19 protein-coding genes and 2 riboswitches are annotated in these 21,462 nt (G+C 36.4%); of the genes, 18 read left to right on the plus strand and 1 reads right to left on the minus strand.

Annotated elements, in window-relative coordinates:
• Positions 1-95: 95 nt before the first annotated feature.
• Complete coding sequence (locus KA858_RS12045) at positions 96-1,565, minus strand: alkaline phosphatase (RefSeq protein WP_210135806.1); 1,470 nt, start codon at positions 1,563-1,565, stop codon at positions 96-98.
• A gap of 225 nt (positions 1,566-1,790) precedes the next feature.
• A riboswitch (SAM riboswitch) is annotated at positions 1,791-1,891 on the plus strand.
• A gap of 73 nt (positions 1,892-1,964) precedes the next feature.
• Here KA858_RS12045 and KA858_RS12050 point away from each other — a divergent pair.
• From KA858_RS12050 to cysC, 18 genes are all read left to right on the plus strand, one after another.
• A complete protein-coding gene (locus KA858_RS12050) occupies positions 1,965-2,135 on the plus strand; it encodes a hypothetical protein (protein WP_174841336.1) in 171 nt (56 codons plus the stop codon).
• A 176-nt stretch (positions 2,136-2,311) separates the two neighbouring features.
• The gene (locus KA858_RS12055; RefSeq protein ID WP_176747959.1) at positions 2,312-2,476 is read left to right on the plus strand and encodes a hypothetical protein; all 165 of its coding nucleotides are present in this window, start codon (positions 2,312-2,314) and stop codon (positions 2,474-2,476) included.
• A 29-nt stretch (positions 2,477-2,505) separates the two neighbouring features.
• A complete protein-coding gene (locus tag KA858_RS12060; protein ID WP_070855216.1) occupies positions 2,506-3,174 on the plus strand; it encodes a response regulator transcription factor in 669 nt (222 codons plus the stop codon).
• 2 nt (positions 3,175-3,176) lie between these two features.
• Positions 3,177-4,073, plus strand: a complete 897-nt coding sequence (locus KA858_RS12065; protein ID WP_210135807.1) for a sensor histidine kinase — start codon at positions 3,177-3,179, stop codon at positions 4,071-4,073.
• A gap of 184 nt (positions 4,074-4,257) precedes the next feature.
• Positions 4,258-5,007 (plus strand): ABC transporter ATP-binding protein, encoded by a 750-nt coding sequence (locus tag KA858_RS12070; RefSeq protein WP_107629205.1) that lies wholly within the window; start codon positions 4,258-4,260, stop codon positions 5,005-5,007.
• A 1-nt stretch (position 5,008) separates the two neighbouring features.
• Entirely contained in the window at positions 5,009-7,000 is a 1,992-nt protein-coding gene (locus KA858_RS12075) for an FtsX-like permease family protein (RefSeq protein ID WP_210135808.1), read from the plus strand.
• A 90-nt stretch (positions 7,001-7,090) separates the two neighbouring features.
• Complete coding sequence (locus KA858_RS12080) at positions 7,091-8,014, plus strand: DUF4064 domain-containing protein (RefSeq protein ID WP_210135809.1); 924 nt, start codon at positions 7,091-7,093, stop codon at positions 8,012-8,014.
• A gap of 354 nt (positions 8,015-8,368) precedes the next feature.
• A riboswitch (TPP riboswitch) is annotated at positions 8,369-8,469 on the minus strand.
• 248 nt (positions 8,470-8,717) lie between these two features.
• The gene (locus KA858_RS12085; RefSeq protein WP_210135810.1) at positions 8,718-9,917 is read left to right on the plus strand and encodes a 5,10-methylene-tetrahydrofolate dehydrogenase; all 1,200 of its coding nucleotides are present in this window, start codon (positions 8,718-8,720) and stop codon (positions 9,915-9,917) included.
• A complete protein-coding gene (locus KA858_RS12090) occupies positions 9,914-11,035 on the plus strand; it encodes a 5,10-methylene-tetrahydrofolate dehydrogenase (RefSeq protein ID WP_210135811.1) in 1,122 nt (373 codons plus the stop codon). The genes KA858_RS12085 and KA858_RS12090 overlap by 4 nt, the downstream gene beginning before the upstream one ends.
• A gap of 184 nt (positions 11,036-11,219) precedes the next feature.
• Positions 11,220-12,023: a zinc-ribbon domain-containing protein gene (locus tag KA858_RS12095; protein ID WP_210135812.1), complete on the plus strand. Its 804-nt coding sequence runs from the start codon at positions 11,220-11,222 to the stop codon at positions 12,021-12,023.
• 358 nt (positions 12,024-12,381) lie between these two features.
• A complete protein-coding gene (locus KA858_RS12100) occupies positions 12,382-13,113 on the plus strand; it encodes a phosphoadenylyl-sulfate reductase (RefSeq protein ID WP_210135813.1) in 732 nt (243 codons plus the stop codon).
• A 175-nt stretch (positions 13,114-13,288) separates the two neighbouring features.
• Positions 13,289-15,157 carry an assimilatory sulfite reductase (NADPH) flavoprotein subunit gene (locus KA858_RS12105; RefSeq protein ID WP_210135814.1) on the plus strand — a complete coding sequence of 623 codons (1,869 nt, stop codon included), beginning with the start codon at positions 13,289-13,291 and terminating at the stop codon, positions 15,155-15,157.
• Positions 15,158-15,175: 18 nt separating this feature from the next.
• A complete protein-coding gene (cysI, locus tag KA858_RS12110; RefSeq protein ID WP_210135815.1) occupies positions 15,176-16,897 on the plus strand; it encodes an assimilatory sulfite reductase (NADPH) hemoprotein subunit in 1,722 nt (573 codons plus the stop codon).
• Positions 16,898-16,932: 35 nt separating this feature from the next.
• A complete protein-coding gene (gene cobA / locus KA858_RS12115) occupies positions 16,933-17,697 on the plus strand; it encodes a uroporphyrinogen-III C-methyltransferase (protein WP_210135816.1) in 765 nt (254 codons plus the stop codon).
• A gap of 49 nt (positions 17,698-17,746) precedes the next feature.
• Positions 17,747-18,358, plus strand: a complete 612-nt coding sequence (locus KA858_RS12120; protein ID WP_210135817.1) for an NAD(P)-binding protein — start codon at positions 17,747-17,749, stop codon at positions 18,356-18,358.
• Positions 18,359-18,378: 20 nt separating this feature from the next.
• Positions 18,379-19,254 carry a sulfite exporter TauE/SafE family protein gene (locus KA858_RS12125; protein ID WP_210135818.1) on the plus strand — a complete coding sequence of 292 codons (876 nt, stop codon included), beginning with the start codon at positions 18,379-18,381 and terminating at the stop codon, positions 19,252-19,254.
• Positions 19,255-19,299: 45 nt separating this feature from the next.
• A complete protein-coding gene (sat, locus tag KA858_RS12130; protein WP_107629191.1) occupies positions 19,300-20,478 on the plus strand; it encodes a sulfate adenylyltransferase in 1,179 nt (392 codons plus the stop codon).
• Positions 20,479-20,493: 15 nt separating this feature from the next.
• Entirely contained in the window at positions 20,494-21,093 is a 600-nt protein-coding gene (gene cysC / locus KA858_RS12135) for an adenylyl-sulfate kinase (protein ID WP_070855229.1), read from the plus strand.
• Positions 21,094-21,462: the final 369 nt, after the last annotated feature.

Raw genomic sequence — 21,462 nt, forward strand, 5'->3', positions numbered from 1 at the left:
TTATTTTGAGTATTTTTTAAAAATATAAGCTTACATAAATAAAAGTAAATCATAATTAATGATTTACTTTTATTTATGTAATATCAAGCTAATTATTAATTTTGATTTGAAGTGACATCATCGCTAAAGAAATCAAAGATGTTTTTAGCGTTATCTGTATTATCGATATTGCCACGGAATTTTTCTGAACCTGGGCCTTGTGCATAAATGTCTACATCTTCACCGGTATGGCCGTAAGTTGTCCAACCTGTATGCGATGCTTCGTTGATTGGTTTTTGAATCGCATCTTGTAATGTCGTTGTTGCTTTTGCTACGTTTTCATCATCGTCGCTTTTCGCTTTGTCTTGTGCGTCTTTAAGTGCTTTAGTCGCATCTTTCACTTTATCCATTTGTTTAGAAGGGAATTCGATGCCGTAGCCTTCGTTGATTACTTTTTCAGGGTCTTTACCGTCTACAATTTGCTTTGTCATGTATGAACCTGAATGTTTCATATTACGAATGGCTTCAGGTTTCCATACATATTCGTCGCCTGAGCCCATTGATAAACCACCAGTAGCATGGTCGGCTGTTGCAACGACTAATGTATCTTTATGGTTTTCAGCGTATTCCATTGCTTTTTGGAATGATTGATCGAAGCTCGACATTTCAGACATAACGCCTGTGATATCGTTTGGATGTGCGGCTTTATCGATTGATGCACCTTCAACCATTAAGAAGAATCCATTTTCATTTTTCTCTAATTTGTCTAATGCTGCGTCTTGCATATCAGCTAATTTTGGTTCATCAGCTGATGAGTCAATTTGTAATGGCATATCTTTTTCAGAGAATAAACCTAAGACTTGATCACTTTGTGAATTTGCAAGTTCATCTTTGTTTGTAACGTAATCATAACCGTCTTTTTGGAATTTATCTGTTAGGTTACCATTATCTTTACCGAAGTATTTAGCGCCGCCACCTAATAAGACGTCAACTTTATGTTGACCATTGATTTTATCATTATAGAATTGTTGTGCGATTTCATCTTTCTTACCGCGATCGTCAACGTGTGCGGCATAAACGGCAGGTGTTGCATCAGTAATTTCAGCTGTTGACACTAAGCCAGTTGCTTTGCCGCTTTCTTTAGCTTGTTCTAACACGGTTTTTAATTTGTTTTTGTTTGTGTCTACACCGATTGCACCGTTATATGATTTATGTCCAGTACTTAATGCTGTACCGGCAGCTGCTGAGTCTGTGATGTTTTCTTTTTCATCATCGTTATGTGTTTGGTGTGCACCTGTTAAGTATTTGTCGAATGATGTTTTTTCAACTTCTTTAGTATCAGGATTATCTGCAAAGTGACGGTATGCAGAAGTGTGTGATTTACCCATACCATCGCCGACCATGAAGATAACGTTTTTAGGATTCTTCGTATTACCTATTGCCATGTAATCTTCATCTTGTCCTTGTTGGCCTTGATTACCTTCGCCAGAACCTGATGCAAATGACACGTGTGTCGTCCCTAACACGGATGCAGCTAAGATTGAACTCGCTAGCGTTGTCTTACCAAATTTGTTGATGAAACTCATTTTAAAAAAAGCCCCCTAATATGTATAGTGTGTAGTTGTTACACTCTTTATATTAAGAAATTTTATTTGATTTTCAGTTAGTATAAAGTTATTTTTAAGTTAAGTAATTGTAAACAATTATTAATGTATAGAATTTATTTTATATTTAGTTTTATCAAATATTGCAAGCTTTATACTTTTACATTGTTCATTAATAAGTTATAATACGTATAAATAAAATAGTTTGTCTTATTAAGAGTGAGTGGAGGGAATTGGCCCTATGAAGCTCCAGCAACTGCGTTTGACGTGAGGTGCTAAATCCAACAGGGATTCCTGAAAGATAAGAAGATGTCCGTGAGCGCTTCTTATTTAAGGAGGGCTATTTTATTTACCCAAATTTATGAAAAGGTGGTAAAACATATGGCAACATTGCAAGAACTATTTGAACAATTAGATTATTGGAAGCAGTATTCACCAAAGCGTTATGGTGGAAGTATGATGAAAGTGGCTAAGATAGGAGAAACTAAAAAGCAAATATACGATAGTGTTTCTATTGAGGATATTAGAACGTACATCTTAAATAAAAAGTAATAATGGATTTTCATCAGCATAAATGATTAGACATTATAGTATAAGAAGCGGTACGTTGAAATCGTTATGATTTTGGTATCGCTTCTGTTTTATGATGTTCATTTTATAAGTAAAGTTGTAAAATGAAGACGAAGACGATGTAGCTATCGAATATAAGAAATAGAGGTGTTCAATCGATGATATTAATTATGTTATCACCACTACTTATCATTGGATTTATCGCATTATCAATAATGGAAGAACGTAAGCGTAAAAAACGAACTGAACATAAAGATGCAGAATTAGAAAAGGAAAAGAACAAAATTTCAAATCCTGACTATGATGATAATGATAAAGCATAAAATTAAACGTGTAATGAAAGGTGAGCAATATGAAAGTATTAATCGTGGAAGATGACTTTGTCATTGCGGAAAGTTTAGAGCAAGCGTTAGCGCAGTGGCATTACGATGTCATTGTGGCCAAACAATTTGATAATATTCTTGATGAGTTTCAAACACATCAACCACAACTTGTGTTGCTCGATATCAATTTACCAACATATAATGGTTATCATTGGTGTCAAGAAATTCGTAAGACATCTAATGTGCCAATCATGTTTATTAGTTCAAGAACGGACAATATGGATCAAATTATGGCAATCCAAATGGGTGGCGATGATTTTATCGAGAAACCATTTAATCTATCGTTGACTGTGACTAAGATTCAAGCATTACTACGTAGAACGTATGATTTAGCAGTCTCTAATAATGAAGTTACAGTCAAAGATTGCAAGCTTGTTGTAGACGAAGCAACGCTTTACCACAATGATGAATCCGTTCAATTATCCTTTACCGAATTACAAATTTTGAATATGCTGTTTCGTAATGAAGGTAAGTATGTCAGTCGTACAGCTCTAATTGAAAAATGTTGGGAATCTGAGAATTTTATCGATGACAATACGTTAGCAGTGAATATGACGCGTTTGCGTAAGAAATTACAATCAATCGGTATTGTAGATTTAATTGAAACGAAGAAGAATGTTGGATATAAGGTGTCGTAATGATGGTGAAAGCATTTTTAAAATCGATTTTAAATGAAATCATTATTGTCGTGATGTTTCTACTATTGTTTTTACTTATCTTCTTTCTCTTTAATTTGCCACTGAGTGCCTATGTATTGGGTGCAGGAATTATACTGTTTATCATGGTTATCTACTGGTTAGTACAGTTAAGTGGATTTAAAGCGGAAGTTAAGAAGGAAGATTTAATTCATGAACTTGAATATGAACTGCAACATGTTAAAAGTAATCAAACTGCGTATCAAGAGAGTGTGGAGAACTACTTCTTAACTTGGGTGCATCAGATGAAGACGCCTATTACAGCATCTAAATTATTATTAGAACGTAACGAAGAGAATGTCGTCAATCGTGTACGCCAAGAAATTATTCAAATTGATAATTATACAAGCTTAGCCTTAAGTTATTTGAAACTAATGAACCAAGAAACGGACATGTCCTTTTCAAAGGTATCCATTAATGATTTAGTGCGGCCATTAATTATGAAATATTCAATTCAATTTATTGACCAGAAGACTAAGATTCATTATGAACGGTGCGAAGATGAGGTGCTCACAGATGCACAATGGTGTTCAATCATGATTGAACAACTATTAAATAATGCGTTGAAGTATGCGCGAGGGAAGGATATTTGGATTACGTTTGATCAACAACAACGCGTCTTAACCATTCGTGATAATGGTATCGGCATTAGTCGAGCGGACTTACCGAAGATCTTTGATAAGGGCTATTCTGGCTATAACGGTCGTTTAAATGATAAATCAAGTGGCATTGGTCTGTTTATTGTTAAGCATATCTCACGTCATTTACACCATAAGGTCGAAGTACAATCTGAACTTGGAGAAGGTACGACATTTCATATTTATTTCCCGAAAAATAATTAAACTTTCAATATTGTAAGCTAGCCAACAACATTTGTAAGAAATTATCAATGTTGTTGGTCTTTTTTTGTTTTATGATAGAGATAACAATAAAGCACTTGAAGTAGTCTTAGCACAATGTATAGGATGCCATCTTGAATAAGACTACTTTAGATAACAGAACTTTTAAGAAAGTGAGGGTACGACGATGTTATTAGACGTTAAGAATGTAAAGAAAACGTTTGGTAGAGGACTGAATGCGACGACTGCGCTGAATGGCATTTCGTTCACCGTTAATAAGGGTGAGTTTGTAGCGATTATGGGTGAATCAGGTTCAGGTAAATCTACGTTACTAAACTTAATTGCTACGTTTGATAAAGTGTCTGAGGGTCAGATCACAATTAATCATCAAGATATTCGCAAGTTACGTAATAAACAAATTGCACATTTCCGTCGTGATAACCTTGGATTCGTCTTTCAAGATTTTAACGTGCTGCCAACGATGACAAATCAAGATAATATGTTAATGCCCCTCGTTCTTGCGAATCGTTCGCATAAAGTGATGGCGGAACGGATTAAATCGTTGAGCACTAAGCTAGGTGTTGAGACATTGCTTAATAAATATCCGTATCAAATCTCGGGTGGTGAACAACAACGTATTGCGATTGGTCGTGCCTTAATCAATGAACCGGATTTATTACTTGCAGATGAGCCAACGGGTGCACTCGATTCAAAGACATCTAAACAAATTATGACGTTGTTTCGAGATATTAATAATCATGCACAAACGATACTCATGGTCACCCATTCAACTATTGATGCCGCTTATGCGCAACGCGTATTGTTTATTAAAGATGGCCGTTTGTATCATGAAATCTATCGAGGAGAGGAATCGCAACAAGCATTTCAGAAACGTATCGCTGATAGTTTGGCCATTCTAAATGAAAGAGGGGACTAATATGACCATACACTTGTTATGGAAGATGATTGCTCAGAATTTCAAAATGCAGCGACATGTCATTATGCCCTTCATACTCGCACTGGGTATCATGTTCGCAGCTGAATTTATTTTACTGTCACTTAATATGAATACATATGTGCAACAACGTAGTCAGCTATTGCCGATATTTATTGGTATTGGCAATTTCTTTATGAGTGTCTTGGGGTTCATATTTATCTTATATGCGAACCGCTTCATAATGAAACGCCGTCAGCAAGAACTTGCGATGAATATGATACTGGGCATGGAGAAGAAACATTTCCGATTGATTATGCTGATTGAAATGCTATATCAATCTATCTTCATTGCACTCATCAGTATTATCGGTGGCTATCTCTTTGGTGTGTTAATCTTTATGCTGATGAACAAACTGATGCATCAAACGGGCATGTCAGTTATGGATTATCCGTTTAATGTGAAAGCGATGCTTATTACATTAGTCTTACTAGCAGCAGTGATGTTATTGCTATTCTTCATTAATAACGTGAAAATCATGTTTCAAAGTCCTATCAAATTAATTTCTCAACGTCAGAGGTCTGAAAGAAAGCTACCACAATTTGTGTTGTATATCTTGCTCGTTATTGGCATCATTACGTTATTTAGCAGTTATCATATTGCCCTTTCTAATCAAATGATCTTGGGCTCGCTATATAATTTGTTCGGTGCCATTGGGTTGGTCATGATTGGGACGTACTGTTTATATTTGTCGTTGGGCATTTTACTATTGGATTGGTTAAAGCGCATTCCAAGTTTGTATTATAATCCGAAATATTTCTTTACGATTTCAGGTTTACAGTCTAGGATGAATTCGAATGCCATTGGGCTCGCGAGTATAACGATGTTATGTACATTTCTAATTGTTACTGTGGGTATGACGATTTCAACTTATCGAGGGATATCGGATCAGGTCGATTCTATTATGTCGGATCAATATAGAGTTTCAATAGATGGAAATCTTCACAATAATAAGAAGACTCAGGAGAAAGTACGTCATTTGGAACGTGATATTAAAGATCATGCTAAAGTTGATTTCTTTAAAAAGAATGCAGTTTCACTCATTGCGGTGGATTACAAACAACCAGGATTATTTAAACATCGTAATAATAAAGATTATAATATGACGATTAATAGTACCTATCTTGTGATTATGACACAGCACGATTATAATGAGCTAAACACGAAGAAGGTTAAGTTGAAACATGATGAATTAGGATTTGAAAGTTTAAATCAACCTTTTAAAAAATTAAGAACTGCAACAATAATGGGAGACCAATTTAATATTAAACAAATAGATGGTCATAACTATTCCTATCCAGTTCCAGGATCGTTAACTATTATTACTCCAGATGATAAGACATTCCAACAATTAACCAATTATTATGTCAATGCTGATAAGAACGACCATCATGGCACGCAGAAAGTTCAAAACACATTTATGCATTTTAATATCATGACAAAGCACACATCTGACTTTGATAAAGTGAAAAATAAACTAATGCAACGCTATAAAGTGAGTATTGATGATAAAAGAGAAGTGGCAGGCACATTATATGAAATCAATGGTGGGCTTATCTTTATTGGAACGGTAGTGTCAATCATTCTATTCATAGGCACATTCTTAATGATGTATTATAAAAATGTTGCAGAAGGTTATGAGGATCGTAAGAATTATCAAATCATGCAACAAGTTGGTATAGATAATGACAGAATTAAAGATACCATTAATAAACAAATTATATGGATATTTGCATTGCCAATTATTGTCGCAACGATTCATGTGATCTTTGCTTCCAAGATCATATTTAATGTTTTAGGTATTCTCAATGTGAACCGCATTGGTGTGTTTGTGACCAGTTATGTCGGTGTCATCATATCAATTGTTGTGATTTACGCCTTAATGTATTGGATTACATCACGCATTTACTACATGATTGTTAATCGATACCATTAAATGTTTGCGTTAGAAATTTGTTATACTTTTTGGAAAATAAGTGTAACCTAGTCCGCGCAAGGGTATAGAACAAGAAAAGGAGGCGTAAAAATGGCTAATCAAACAAACGATTATACATCGCATCAAACGCAAAACAACAAAATTAAACGCACAGTAGAACATATTCTTACTTGGATAGGGGTTGCATTACAAGCATTAATTGCAATCATGTTCTTAGTTCTTAAACCATTAATGAGCAATGATAGTTTCAAAGATCAAATGATTAGAGAGTCTCAAAATCAAGGTAATACACTCTCTGCATCTGAAATGAACCAAGGTTTCGATGCCTTAGGTAGCTTCTTCAGTTTCTTAACTTGGGGTGCCGTGATTACATTAGTATTAGCAATCATCGGTGGTATTCTTATTAGTAAGAAACCTAAAATCGCAGGTATCTTATTAATTATTGCAGCGCTAGTTGCCATCATGTCTAACTGGATTAGTGCTATCCTTTGGATTGTAGCAGGTATCATGTTATTAGTAAGAAAAGGTAAGAAGAAAGACACTTATGATAATGGTTACTACGACAATAGCAACCGCAACCATGATTATGATAACCGTCATGACGATAAAGCGGTTAACGCTAAAAATAATGCCTTTATCTTAGATGAAGAAGATAAAGCAAAAGAACAAAGCGCAATTAAAGAACACTATTCAAATGATGATGTGCATCATGATAGTCAGCAACATTCTCATGACGATGTGCACAATGGTAGCCATCAACATTTAAATCATAGTGATGATAACAATCGTTACGTAAATACACGTCATGACTCTGAACACAATGTAGACCATGACAGAGATCAATATAACAACCATACGCAATATGGTTCTCGTAGCGATAGATATCAAGATGAAGCGCATAAGGATGTAAGTGATTTTGATCAATCACAACACAATCAAAAAGATCAAGATTTTGTACGTGAAGAAGCGGACAAATTGAAAGATAAAAAAGATAACGACCCATATAAATATTAAAAGTTGAGTCGTTTAAAGAGTGAGACGAATGTCTCGCTCTTTTTAATTGCAATAAAGAAGTCGGCGATGCTCCTAAGTTAGCATCACCGACGTTACGTTAATTTCTATTATATGGATAAATGAATTGGATAAATAAAATGAATTTTCTATAATGCTACTAGTCTGAGTTTCTCTCAGACACGACCTACATCACTATGGCACACATGCTACAATAATCAAGTTGTCTGGCAGTCACCTCTATTACGCTGTTTAAAGTAAAAAATACGCAACCTTCACACATAGGAAAGTCACGTAAATGTTAGATGTAAGCTTATATGAAATAAGGCATAGTTATCTAAACCTTAAATATAATCTACAATTCCATCCACACTTTCCTACGCTAGTACGACCTAGTTCAGGTTCAAAGGGTTTGGAGTCACACTCCATCTCAGTTTAAAACACCCCTAGTGCATATATTTATACTATATATTTAATTTAGTAGTTTTAAATCTAGAAGTCAAGGCTCTACAATGATGCGTTGTGATTATAGAGTGATAAATTAATATAATAATATTAACTAATTTTATTGTAAAAAGTATTCTTATTATCATAAAATGAACATTGCATCATTTTGATAATCGTGAAATAATCACTTTTCAAAATAAGACATCGTCAAACGAATACATCGTCAAACGAATACATCGTAAATGGAAGGAGGTTCAACATGACCTATACGATTGGGTTAGTGCCATCGCCTGGTGTGGCACATAAGCTAGTGGAACATGCGATACCTAAAATCAAACAGCAGTTGCATGAACGTATCGACGAAGTGGATGACTGGCACTTCGAGCGCAAAGTAGATTTGTTAATAGGCTCTGCTGAGGATGTACATGAAATTATTGATAAAGCTGCTGAGTTGAAGGAAACACATCAATGGGATGTCGTCATCTGTATTACGGATTTACCAAGTATCTCCGGTAATAAAGTCGTGATTAGTGACTTTAATAGTGAGAAACGTATGTCAATGCTCTCATTACCTGCGCTAGGTTGGATCGATCTAGAGCGTAAGTTAGTGAAAAGTATGACAACGCTCGTCGAACAGTTATATCACAATAATACGAAAGAGCGTCCGAAAGTGCATCCGCTTATTCAGCCTAAAGCGGTTGACCCTAGAGAAGATGATAGTCCAAAGAGACGGTATATTAATCGGTTCTTAATATTAGGCTGGATTCAACTTATCTTAGGTTTGACACGCGCAAATGAGCCATGGAAGAACTTGTTTAATTTCAAGAAGATTATTTCGGTTGCGTTTGCCACTGGGACTTACGTATCCATCTTCTCGATGCCATGGGAATTAAGTGTTCAATATTCAACCATCAGATTTATTGTCCTCATGATTATTTCTATATTAGGGATGGCTGGATGGCTATTATATGCGCATCAACTATTTGAAGAAAAGACTGCGAAATCACAACGTGTGTATCGTTACACCTATAATGCAACGACATTACTAACTTTAGTCATGATTACATTGATGAATTATATTGTTTTATATGTATTACTTTCCATCAGTGTCTCATTATTTGTACCTGTGAGTTTATTTAATAATTGGACAAGTGCGAACCCTGACTTTACATTTGTGAATTATTTAAAATTATTATGGTTTGTATCCTCACTTGGGTTATTAGCCGGGGCAATGGGTTCCACTGTAGAGAATGAAGAGAAGATTCGTCGCATTACGTATTCGTATCGTCAGTATCATCGTTATAAAGAAGCGCAACAAGAAGAAAAAGAGAAAGAAGCACAACAATCACAAGACGTATCACATCGTGAAGTTGAACAGTCTTCATCAAACAATGAAAGCAATAATGATGAATCCTATGAAGGTAAGAAACAAGACCATAGAGAGGAGGATGACGCATGAATGAAGCGAAAACAATCGGTTTAGTTGTCGCACCGGGTGTGACAGAGAAACTTGCTGAAAGTTTAATGGACGATATTCCGAATATCCTGTCTCACCAGAATAACAACCAACACGAGTGGAAAGTGGACCTTGTAGTTGATCCTCTGACTGGTTATGCTGAATCGGTGGGAAAAATTTTCAAAAAAATACAAGACTATCATGATCAGCGCCAATGGGATTATGTTGTAGCTATCACAGATTTACCTATGTTTCATAACGAGCGTGTGTTAGCATTGGATATCAACAAGAAGAACGGCGCGGCTGTATTCTCGTATCCTGCATTTGGTTGGCGTCCGGTTAAGCAACGTTTCAAGAATGCGATTATAGCAATTATTAATGAAGTGCATCATTCTGAATCGGAAAACAGTGACTATGATAGCCGTAATGAGGTCGCATACGCAGTTAACAAACAATTCCCATTTTCTAAAATTGAAAAAACTGAAGTACATCTAGATGAGACAGGCAATGATCATTTACGCTATTTATCGAACACACGGTCAATGGGAATGATTCGTCTAGTTAGTGGTATGACCTTTGCGAATAACCCACTTAACATGATGGCCAGCTTAAGTAATATTGTGGCGATTGCCTTCACTACAGGCGCATTCGGCTTAATATTTACCACTATGTGGCAGATGAGCATGGAATTTTCAATGTGGCGTCTCTTTGGTATCTCAGTGATCGCAGTGTTAGGTATGTTGCTTTGGATTATGATGTCTCATGACTTGTGGGAGTCGGTAAAACAAAGTCGTAATAAACGCATTACATGGCTATATAATTTAACTACTGTGATGACACTATTTGTAGCGATTATTATTTATTATTTTATTCTCTACATGCTATTTTTAATTGCTGAACTAGTATTATTACCAGCTGATTTTCTAGGACAACAGGTTGGTTTGAAAGGGCCGGCTGGCATCGATTTATATCTTAGCATTCCATGGTTCGCAGCATCTATTTCGACTGTTGCAGGTGCTATTGGTGCTGGACTATTGAATGACCAATTAATTAAAGAAAGTACGTATGGTTACCGACAACAAATGCGATATGATGACAGAAATCAGAATGAGAATGATTAAATTGAAGTCGAGAAGCGCAATGCGTTTATCGGCTTTATTTTTTTAGACACGATTAAAAAAATGATAGAAAATCACGGTTGCTTACTTTAAAATGAACTATAACGTGGATGTCGACATAGATAAAAGACCTAATCTCACACCCAACATCTAGATTTAACAGCTTGAAGTGAAAGAAGGTAATATCATGAGATTTTGTCCTAAGTGTGGTAACAAGCTGATAAACGAGCAACATTTTTGTAATAGATGTGGCTATGATTTACATCTATTTGAAGATATTTCAGAAAGCGTGCAATATGAACCGCCTACTCATAAAACAAGAATTTGGCCATTTGTATTAGTTGGGTTGGTCGTTATTGGCATTATCGTCAGTTGTTGTTTTGCGTATTATCATTTCTTTTTAAAGGAAACAGAACAGCCAAAACAGACTGCGACTACGGCGACGCATGTGAAGAAAGAGAAAGCGACAACGGATGAAGATAAAGTGTCTAACGATCCTGTTAAAGCTGAAAAGCAAAAAGCCAAACAAAGAGAAAATGAAAAGCACAAAGTGACAGATACGACGCAATTACAAGGGCCTAAAATTGATGTCATGAGTGAAGATTTCCATAGGTCATTTATGCAAAAGGATACAAGGGATGCTTATATGGGCATTAAACCAGGCATGACTAGAGCAGAAGTAGAGAAACGATATGGAATTTCAAATCGTGTCTTTCATAAAATAGGAATGGATTATCTTTATACCATTTATGGGAACTTAGCAGTGGCCTATGAATTGAAAGGTAATACTGAAGTAGTAAGGGAAATTGGCGTTTCACCTTCAAATGTTGACGAACGTACATTTATTAGTAAATACAGCGATTATGAAGAAAAAAATGATGCGGGAGTTTATATTTATAATACTGTGAAAAATAATGGCTTTGAAATTTTAGTAGACACAGAAAACGGTAGAATTGCACTTATACAATGTATACCTGAAAATCATGACTAGAGACAAAATTGCAACAAGAGGCAGTAAGATAATATAACAATGCTATTTTGCAAATTTGCAGTAGCTGACTGATTTGAAAATACGCTTAAATCAATCTTTTTTCAAAACTAGTCATCCTTAAGGTGGCGGGCGGAGCCCCAACAAATAGAACTTCATCAAAAAATTATACAAGCAAAGAGCTGGGCGTGGGCGACGAATTTAAAGAGAATTCTGTTCCACTCCCTACTTCTTTTTATATTTCTCTCCAGCACCTTGACTTTATAGCCGAAACTCGTTAAAGTAGTAACATATTATTCTGACAATTCTGATAGGTATTAGATTAATAAATTTGTGAAATTTTAGGGGGGACCATAAGTTTATGTCAGTACCGGCAATTACATATGAACATTTTGAGGGTGACCCTTTCATTGATACGATGTCTACTGATGACGCTACGAAAGGCGCGTATCAAATATTAGAATGGGCGTATCGCACATATGGTGATTCCATTGTTTATTCATGTAGTTTTGGAGCGGAAAGTATGGTGTTAATTGATTTAATTTATCAGATTAAGCCTGATGCACAAATTGTTTTTCTAGATACGGATTTACATTTTCAAGAAACGTATGACTTGATTGATAGAGTGAAAGCACGTTTTCCAAAGCTTCGAATTGAAATGAAGAAGCCTGATTTAACGCTTGAAGAACAAGCTGACAAATATAATCCGGCATTATGGAAGAATAATCCTAATCAATGTTGTTACATTAGAAAAATTAAACCTTTAGAAGAAGTGTTAGGTGGAGCTGTGGCTTGGGTTTCAGGTTTGAGACGTGATCAATCGCCAACACGTGCGCATACCAATTTCATTAATAAAGATGAGCGTTTCAAATCAGTTAAAGTGTGTCCATTAATTTATTGGACAGAAGATGAAGTTTGGGATTACATCAAGAAGCATGAGTTACCTTACAATGCATTACATGATCAACATTATCCTAGTATTGGTTGTATTCCATGTACGTCGCCTGTATTTGATTCAGATGATTCTAGGGCCGGACGATGGTCTAATTTTGATAAAACAGAATGTGGCTTGCATGTTGCTGATAAACCATAATACGTATGGGTAAAATTTTTTAAATATAAAACATAGTATTCTGATATGTTTTGTATTTGAGGTGATAAAATATGCCTGGTAATAGTGTACAGATGGGCATATTTCTTACATAATAAAAGTAGTATAAAGCTATTATCAAATAATTGTTATTTTACGGAATAAGAGGTGGATGCAATTGAATTTAAGTGTTACAAATAGTCCTTTTACAGAAGGGCAAGCGGCACAAATTAATGAACTATTACAAACACTTACGCCTGAACAAAAAGTATGGTTAAGTGGATATTTAGTAGCTAACCAACAAGTAACATCAAATGGAGCGATACCATCACAAACTGCTTCACATTCAGTTAATCAAGATGGGTTAACGGAAGGTACAGAGGCGATGCTCCAACAAAATGAACCTGTGATTACACCAGAAAAAAGAGCAATCACACTCTTATATGGTTCAGAAACAGGTAATGCACAAGGTTTAGCTGAAATATTTGAAGAGCGACTATCAAATATCGGTCATAACGTGACATTGAAAGCGATGGATGATTTCAAACCTAAGCATCTTAAAAATGTTGAAGATTTATTCATTATTACGTCTACGCAAGGTGAAGGAGATCCGCCTGACAACGCAGCAGAATTACACGAGTTTATTCATGGTCGTAAGGCACCGAAGCTTGAAGGCGTGCGCTTCTCAGTGCTTGCTTTAGGTGACCAGACGTATGAATACTTCTGTCAAACAGGTCGCGACTTTGATAGAAAGTTAGATGAATTAGGGGCAGAACGTATTTATGATCGTGTTGATTGTGACGTAGATTATGAAGAAGACGCTGAAAAGTGGATGGCCAACGTTATCAATGCAATTGATACCGCACCGGAAGGCACTCAAAATGAACAAATTGTGAGTGAGTCTATTAAATCAGCGAAAGAGAAGAAATTCTCTAAAGCTAATCCGTATCAAGCAGAGGTCTTAGAAAACATTAATCTTAACGGCCAAGGGTCTAATAAAGAAACGCGTCATATTGAATTTCTATTAGATAACTTCGGTGAAGATTATGAAGTCGGTGACTGTTTAGTCGTGCTACCTCAAAACGATCCGGCATTAGTTGATCTACTAATAAGTACATTAGGTTGGGACCCGAATGATCAAGTTCAAATTTCGGATGAAGGTGACACACTAAGCTTGGAAGAAGCGCTAACGTCTCATTTTGAAATTACGAAGTTAACGAAACCGCTTCTGATTAATGCGGCAGCATTCTTCGAAAATGATGAACTTAAAGAAAAAGTCAATGATAATGAATGGGTTCAAAATTATATTGCAGGTCGTGACTTAATTGATTTATTAAATGACTTTGCGACAACAGAATTGCAACCTGAAAATTTATATCAATTATTAAGAAAATTACCACCTAGAGAATATTCAATTTCAAGTAGCTACGAAGCGCTACCAGATGAAGTGCATATTACAGTTGGTGCTGTCAGATATAACGCGCATGGTCGTGACCGCTCAGGTGTATGTTCCGTTCAATTTGCTGAACGTATTCAACCAGGTGACACAGTACCCATTTACTTAAAACGTAATCCAAACTTTAAGTTCCCTAAAGAGGGCGATACACCAGTAATCATGATTGGTCCTGGTACTGGTGTTGCACCATTTAGAGCTTACATGCAAGAACGCGAAGAACATGGCTTTAAAGGCAATACGTGGTTATTCTTCGGAGACCAGCATTTCATTACGGATTTCTTATACCAAACAGAATGGCAAGAATGGTTGAAAGACGGCGTGCTAGGTAAGATGGATGTGGCCTTCTCACGTGATACAGATGAAAAAGTATACGTCCAACATCGTATTGCTGAACATAGTAAAGAATTTAATGAATGGCTTCAAAATGGTGCTTCAATTTACATTTGTGGTGATGAAAAACATATGGCGAAAGATGTACATGAAGCTATCCGTAGCGTTCTAGTGAAAGAACAACACTTATCTGAAGCGGATGCTGAAGCATATCTTAAACAAATGAAGAAAGACAAACGTTATCAACGCGATGTGTACTAATAGAAAGGGTGGTACTTAATGGCTAAGACAAATAAGCAAATGTCAGATGAACTGGATAAGAAGCTAGATGCTTTAGAATATTTAAAGGACGAAAGTAATTATTTGCGTGGGACAATTGAGCAAGGCTTAGCAGACCCACTTACTGGTGCCATTTCAGATGATGACACTAAACTATTGAAATTCCATGGTAGTTATCAACAAGATGATAGAGATTTACGCGATGAACGTCGTAAACAGAAGTTAGAACCAGCCTATAGCTTTATGATTCGTGTACGTCTACCTGGTGGGACTGCGACACCTGAACAATGGATTGCCATGGATGACATTTCAAGCAACTACGCAAATCATACATTGAAATTAACGACACGTCAGACGTTCCAATTTCACGGCATTTTAAAAAGAAATTTAAAAACATCTATGAAGAAAATTAACGAATCAGTACTTGATACGATTGCGGCATGCGGGGACGTGAATCGTAATACAATGTGTAATCCTAATCCATATCAATCACATATTCATAAAGAAATTAACGATTATGCAACTCAAATCAGTGATCATCTATTACCTAAGACGAATGCCTATCATGAAATTTGGTTAGACGGCGAAAAAGTATTAGATTCTTCAGAAGAAATCGAACCAATGTATGGTAAGAAATATTTACCACGTAAATTTAAAATCGGTATCGCACTACCTCCATCTAATGATATTGACGTGTATTCTCAAGATATCGGGCTTATCGGTATTGTTGAAGATGGAACACTTATCGGATTCAATGTCACAATTGGTGGCGGTATGGGTATGACACACGGAAATACCGATACGTACCCTCAAGTTGGTCGTTTAGCTGGCTTTGTTCCTAAAGATAAAGTCGTTGATGTTTGTGAGAAGATCTTAACCATTCAACGTGATTATGGTAATCGTGAGAACCGTAAGAACGCACGATTCAAATATACAGTTGACCGCTTAGGCGTAGATAAGGTTGTCGAAGAATTGAATACGCGTTTAGGTTGGAACATTGAAGATGCGCGCGACTTTGAATTCGAGCACAATGGTGACCGTCTAGGTTGGATAGAAGGTGACGAAGGTGTTTGGAATTATACGTTATTCATTCAAAATGGACGCGTGAAAGATACAGAAGATTATCAATTAAAAACGGCATTACGAAAAATTGCAGAAACACATACGGGCGACTTCAGATTATCTCCAAATCAAAATTTAATTATTGCAAATGTAACTCCTGAGAAAAAAGAAGAAATTCAAAATCTCATCGATCAATATGGTCTTACAGATGGTAAAAATTATACAGGATTAAGACGAAACTCTATGGCATGCGTCGCATTCCCGACATGCGGTTTAGCTATGGCTGAGTCAGAACGTTATTTACCATCATTAATTTCTAAGATTGAAGATTTATTAGATGAAGCGGGTGTGAACGATGAAGAAATCACAATCCGTATGACAGGTTGTCCAAATGGTTGTGCAAGACCAGCACTTGCAGAAATTGCATTTATTGGTAAAGCACCAGGTAAATATAATATGTATTTAGGCGGTGGCTTCAAAGGTGAACGCTTAAATAAATTGTATAAAGAGAATATTGGAGAACAAGAAATTCTCGAAAGTTTACGTCCAATTCTAATGGACTATGGTAAAGAACGTCTTGAAGGTGAACACTTCGGTGACTTTGTTATTCGCTCAGGTGTTGTAGCTAAAGTTCATGGCGGACAAGATTTCCATAGTTAAAGTTTGAGATAAGTTGTTTTAAACGGGGTGACAACATGGGGAAAGTTTATCTAGTAGGTGCAGGACCTGGCGATCCTGAGTTACTAACGATTAAAGGTATGAAAGCCATTCAAACGTCAGATGTCATTTTATATGATCGCTTAGTTAATAAAGATATTTTAGAATTAGCTAAACCCGGGACGAAGTTCTTCTATTGTGGTAAAGATCCAAATAAACATTCCTTGCCACAGGAAGAAACCAATCGTATGTTGGTCAATTTAGCGAAAAAAGGTCATGTTATCACTCGTTTAAAAGGTGGTGACCCATTCGTCTTTGGGCGTGGTGGTGAAGAAGCGGAAATCTTGGCACACCATCAAATTCCATTTGAAATCGTGCCAGGTATTACATCCGGTATTGCTGCACCGGCTTATGCAGGTATTCCTGTCACGCATAGAGATTATAGTTCGTCAGTTGCATTTGTAACGGCGGTGAATAAACCAGGTATGTCTAAAGATGATTATTGGGCACATTTAGCACATGGCCCAGAAACACTGTGTGTGTATATGGGCGTCAAACGCTTACCTGAAATTTGTCAATTACTCATAAATCATGGTAAATCCATAGACACACCTGTGGCGCTCGTACATTTAGGTACGACATCATCTCAAAAGACCATCGATGGTACATTAGGGAACATCGTAGAACGCGCTTCAGAAATTCAAAATCCAGCTATGATTATTATTGGTGAGGTTGTCCAAATGCGACACAAAATCAGCTGGTTTAAAGAACAAACTTCAGATTTAGAAATGACGTTACCTTAATTTTAATAAATTAAAATGAAACATAAATAATGTTCAAGGAGGAAGCAATATGAGCAGTATGCCACTTATGATTGATATACAAGATAAAAAGATTGTCATTGTTGGTGGTGGGAAAGTAGCAACGAGACGAGCAACATCTTTAGTAGAATATGGTGCCCGTGTTCATATTGTTAGTCCTTCAATCACCACAGAATTACATACATTACTGCAGCAACAACGTGTCACGTGGTCTGAAAAATGTTTTGAACCACAAGATCTAAGTCATGCCTATCTAGTCATTATTGCGACTGATCAACCAGAAGTAAATCAATACGTTAAAGATAGTTTGCCAGAAGGTACGCTATTAAATCATGCGGCTGATGCTTCTGCTGGCGATGTGACGTTTCCTAGTGTGCTGAAACGTGGCAAATTAACCATTAGTGTATCGACTGATGGTGCAAGTCCTAAATTAGGACGACAAATTATATCGACATTGCAAGATACTTATGATGAACGATATGAAAACTATATCGATTTTTTATATGAAAGTAGACAACGTATTAAAGCGTCAACGATAGAGCCATCTAGAAAGCAAGCATTATTACAATATGTATTGTCTGAGGACTATTTGGATGAGGAGAAACAAATTGAATTCATGCGATGGCTTCAATCACAAGTTTAATGTTAGGGGGCATGTGATATATGAGGAAATTATTTATATTTGCATTAGCTGGTTTTTTAGCCCAACTTGTTGATGGATCACTAGGAATGGGATTCGGTGCCTCATCATCTTCCATATTATTAACTTATGGTATTGCACCAGCAATTGTATCGGCGACGGTGCACTTTTCAGAAATAGCGACGACTGCTGCATCCGGAACATCACATTGGAAATTCGAGAATGTGCATAAGCCAACGATGTTAAAGTTAGCGATTCCAGGTGCCATCAGTGGCTTTATTGGTGCAGGTCTACTGACACAAATACATGGAAATTATATTAAACCATATATCGCATTGTTCTTACTTTCAATGGGGTTATATATTTTGTATCAATTTTTATTTAAAAGAAATAAAGAAATCCATACGCACGTTGGTAAGTTAAGTAGCTTTAAGCTAGTACCTCAAGGTGCCATCGCTGGATTCTTAGATGCAATTGGTGGCGGTGGTTGGGGACCCGTTAATACACCTTTGTTATTAGCGAGTCACAAGATACAACCACGGTATGCGATTGGTACAGTATCGGCGAGTGAGTTTTTTGTAACATTATCAACGTCATTAAGTTTCATCATCTTCTTAGGTATTACACAAATTAATTGGTGGTTTGTGGTTGCATTAAGTGTTGGTGGCATGGTGGCAGCACCTATTTCAGCTTACTTAACTAAGATATTACCTATTAATATTTTAGCCATTTGTGTGGGTGGATTAATCATCTTCACCAATAGCAACGCATTAATGACGTATTTTGTACATGATGACACAATTACAAATGTTGTAAGATTCGCAATTGTTTGTGCGATTGTGATACTTGTTATTATCACTGTCATTCGCAACAAAAAATTGTCTTTTTCTTTTAAATAAAACCGAGTAAACTAATCTAATTAATTGGAAAAGGGGTTATCAATAATGGCAACACATGAACAGATTATTAATTATACGATTAAACCACATGGTGGCGAGTTAATTAACCGTGTAGTAGAAGGCGAAGAAAGAGCACATCTTCTTGAAGCAGCACAATCTTATAAAGTGATTACGTTGAATCCTTGGTCAATTTCTGACTTAGAATTAATCGGCATTGGTGGTTTTAGTCCATTAACAGGATTTATGGGCGAAGCGGATTATACTAAAGTAGTTGAAACGACACATCTTGAAAATGGATTAGTGTGGAGTATTCCGATTACATTACCTGTTACTGAAGAAGAAGCGGATAAATTAGCTATTGGCGATGACATCGCTTTATATGGCGAAGATGGCGAATTATATGGCACATTGAAATTAGAAGAAAAATATACGTATGATAAGACTAAAGAAGCGCAAAATGTCTACGGTACAACAGATGACGCCCACCCAGGTGTTAAAAAAGTGTATGACAAAGGTAATGTGTATCTAGCAGGTCCAATTCAATTAATCAATCGACCTAAACATGATGAATTCTCTGATTTCCATTTAGATCCAGCAGAAACACGTCAATTATTCCATGATTTAGGATGGAAGACTGTCGTAGGTTTCCAAACAAGAAATCCTGTTCATCGTGCACATGAATATATCCAAAAATCTGCATTAGAAATTGTAGATGGTCTGTTACTTAACCCGTTAGTAGGAGAAACGAAAGCAGACGATATTCCAGCAGATGTTCGTATGGAAAGTTATCAAGCTATTTTAAAGAACTATTTCCCACAAGATAGAGCGCGTTTAGTCATTTATCCAGCAGCAATGCGTTATGCTGGACCACGTGAAGCGATTCTACATGCGACCGTACGTAAGAACTATGGTTGCACACACTTCATTGTAGGTCGTGACCATGCAGGTGTAGGTGATTATTACGGCACATATGAAGCACAAGAATTAATTTCTCAGTTTGAAGATGAATTAGATATTCAAATATTGAAATTTGAGCATGCCTTTTATTGTGAAAAATGCGGCAACATGGCTACAGCTAAAACTTGCCCACACGACGCATCAGAACATGTTCACTTAAGTGGTACGAAAGTAAGAGAAAAATTAAGAAACGGTGAATCATTACCTACTAAATTCTCTAGACCTGAAGTAGCGGAAGTCTTAATTAAAGGTTTAAAACAAAATTAATTCGGAGGGGTTAACATGAGTCAATCAACGAATATTACATGGCACGATTCTGAAGTTACCAAGTCAGATAGACAACAACAAAATGGTCATAAAAGTGTAGTGATATGGTTTACAGGATTATCAGGCTCTGGGAAATCAACCGTATCCGTTGCACTTGAAAAAGCATTGTTCCAATTAGGGAAGCATTCCTATCGCTTAGACGGAGATAACGTCCGTCACGGTTTAAATAACAACTTAGGCTTTAGTCCAGAAGATCGTAAGGAAAATATTCGACGTATCGGTGAAGTGAGTAAATTGCTTGTAGATGCAGGTACAATTGCTATTACAGCTTTTATCTCGCCTTACAGAGCCGACCGTGATGACGTTCGTGCGATTTTAGAAGATGGCGAATTCATTGAAGTATATACAGCGTGCAGCGTCGAAGCATGTGAACAACGTGATCCTAAAGGCCTTTATAAAAAGGCACGCGCTGGCGAAATCAAAGAATTTACAGGTATTAGTGCACCATATGAAGCACCACATCAACCAGAAATTACAATTGATACTGAACATCAAAGTGTAGAAGCATCAGTTAATACGATTATTGAATACTTGAAAGAAAAGCAATATATTTAATAAAAGCAAGCGTATGAGTCTGGGATATAAATAATATAATGATGCTATTTTGGAAATTTGCAGTAGTTGACTGAACTGAGAATACGCTTAAATCATGCCTTTCTCAGTTCTAGTCATCCTTGTGGGCGAGGCCCAGCAAAGAGAATTTCACTAAGAAATTCTACAAGCAAAGCAAGTTGGGAGTCGGGGCCCCAACACAAAAAATCACGAAAGTGATTTTACAAGCTAAGCAAGTTGGGGTCGGGGCCCCAGCAAAGAGAATTTCATCAAGAAATTCTACAAGCAAAGCAAGCTGGGAGTGGACGACGAATTTAAAAGAATTCTGTCCCACTCCCATTCAAGAAGCTGAAAAACTGGGAAAGATGAATA

Source organism: Staphylococcus sp. GDX8P80P (assembly GCF_017893095.1).
Taxonomy (GTDB): domain Bacteria; phylum Bacillota; class Bacilli; order Staphylococcales; family Staphylococcaceae; genus Staphylococcus; species Staphylococcus borealis.

Bases quoted from the DNA above. Each gene is read 5' to 3' on its own strand.
- KA858_RS12050 (WP_174841336.1), top strand. From the start codon at position 1,965: ATGGCAACATTGCAAGAACTATTTGAACAATTAGATTATTGGAAGCAG.
- KA858_RS12045 (WP_210135806.1), bottom strand. From the start codon at position 1,565: ATGAGTTTCATCAACAAATTTGGTAAGACAACGCTAGCGAGTTCAATC.
- KA858_RS12120 (WP_210135817.1), top strand. From the start codon at position 17,747: ATGAGCAGTATGCCACTTATGATTGATATACAAGATAAAAAGATTGTC.
- KA858_RS12085 (WP_210135810.1), top strand. From the start codon at position 8,718: ATGACCTATACGATTGGGTTAGTGCCATCGCCTGGTGTGGCACATAAG.
- KA858_RS12125 (WP_210135818.1), top strand. From the start codon at position 18,379: ATGAGGAAATTATTTATATTTGCATTAGCTGGTTTTTTAGCCCAACTT.
- KA858_RS12065 (WP_210135807.1), top strand. From the start codon at position 3,177: ATGGTGAAAGCATTTTTAAAATCGATTTTAAATGAAATCATTATTGTC.
- cysC (WP_070855229.1), top strand. From the start codon at position 20,494: ATGAGTCAATCAACGAATATTACATGGCACGATTCTGAAGTTACCAAG.
- cysI (WP_210135815.1), top strand. From the start codon at position 15,176: ATGGCTAAGACAAATAAGCAAATGTCAGATGAACTGGATAAGAAGCTA.
- KA858_RS12075 (WP_210135808.1), top strand. From the start codon at position 5,009: ATGACCATACACTTGTTATGGAAGATGATTGCTCAGAATTTCAAAATG.
- sat (WP_107629191.1), top strand. From the start codon at position 19,300: ATGGCAACACATGAACAGATTATTAATTATACGATTAAACCACATGGT.
- KA858_RS12100 (WP_210135813.1), top strand. From the start codon at position 12,382: ATGTCAGTACCGGCAATTACATATGAACATTTTGAGGGTGACCCTTTC.
- cobA (WP_210135816.1), top strand. From the start codon at position 16,933: ATGGGGAAAGTTTATCTAGTAGGTGCAGGACCTGGCGATCCTGAGTTA.
- KA858_RS12055 (WP_176747959.1), top strand. From the start codon at position 2,312: ATGATATTAATTATGTTATCACCACTACTTATCATTGGATTTATCGCA.
- KA858_RS12095 (WP_210135812.1), top strand. From the start codon at position 11,220: ATGAGATTTTGTCCTAAGTGTGGTAACAAGCTGATAAACGAGCAACAT.
- KA858_RS12070 (WP_107629205.1), top strand. From the start codon at position 4,258: ATGTTATTAGACGTTAAGAATGTAAAGAAAACGTTTGGTAGAGGACTG.
- KA858_RS12080 (WP_210135809.1), top strand. From the start codon at position 7,091: ATGGCTAATCAAACAAACGATTATACATCGCATCAAACGCAAAACAAC.
- KA858_RS12060 (WP_070855216.1), top strand. From the start codon at position 2,506: ATGAAAGTATTAATCGTGGAAGATGACTTTGTCATTGCGGAAAGTTTA.
- KA858_RS12090 (WP_210135811.1), top strand. From the start codon at position 9,914: ATGAATGAAGCGAAAACAATCGGTTTAGTTGTCGCACCGGGTGTGACA.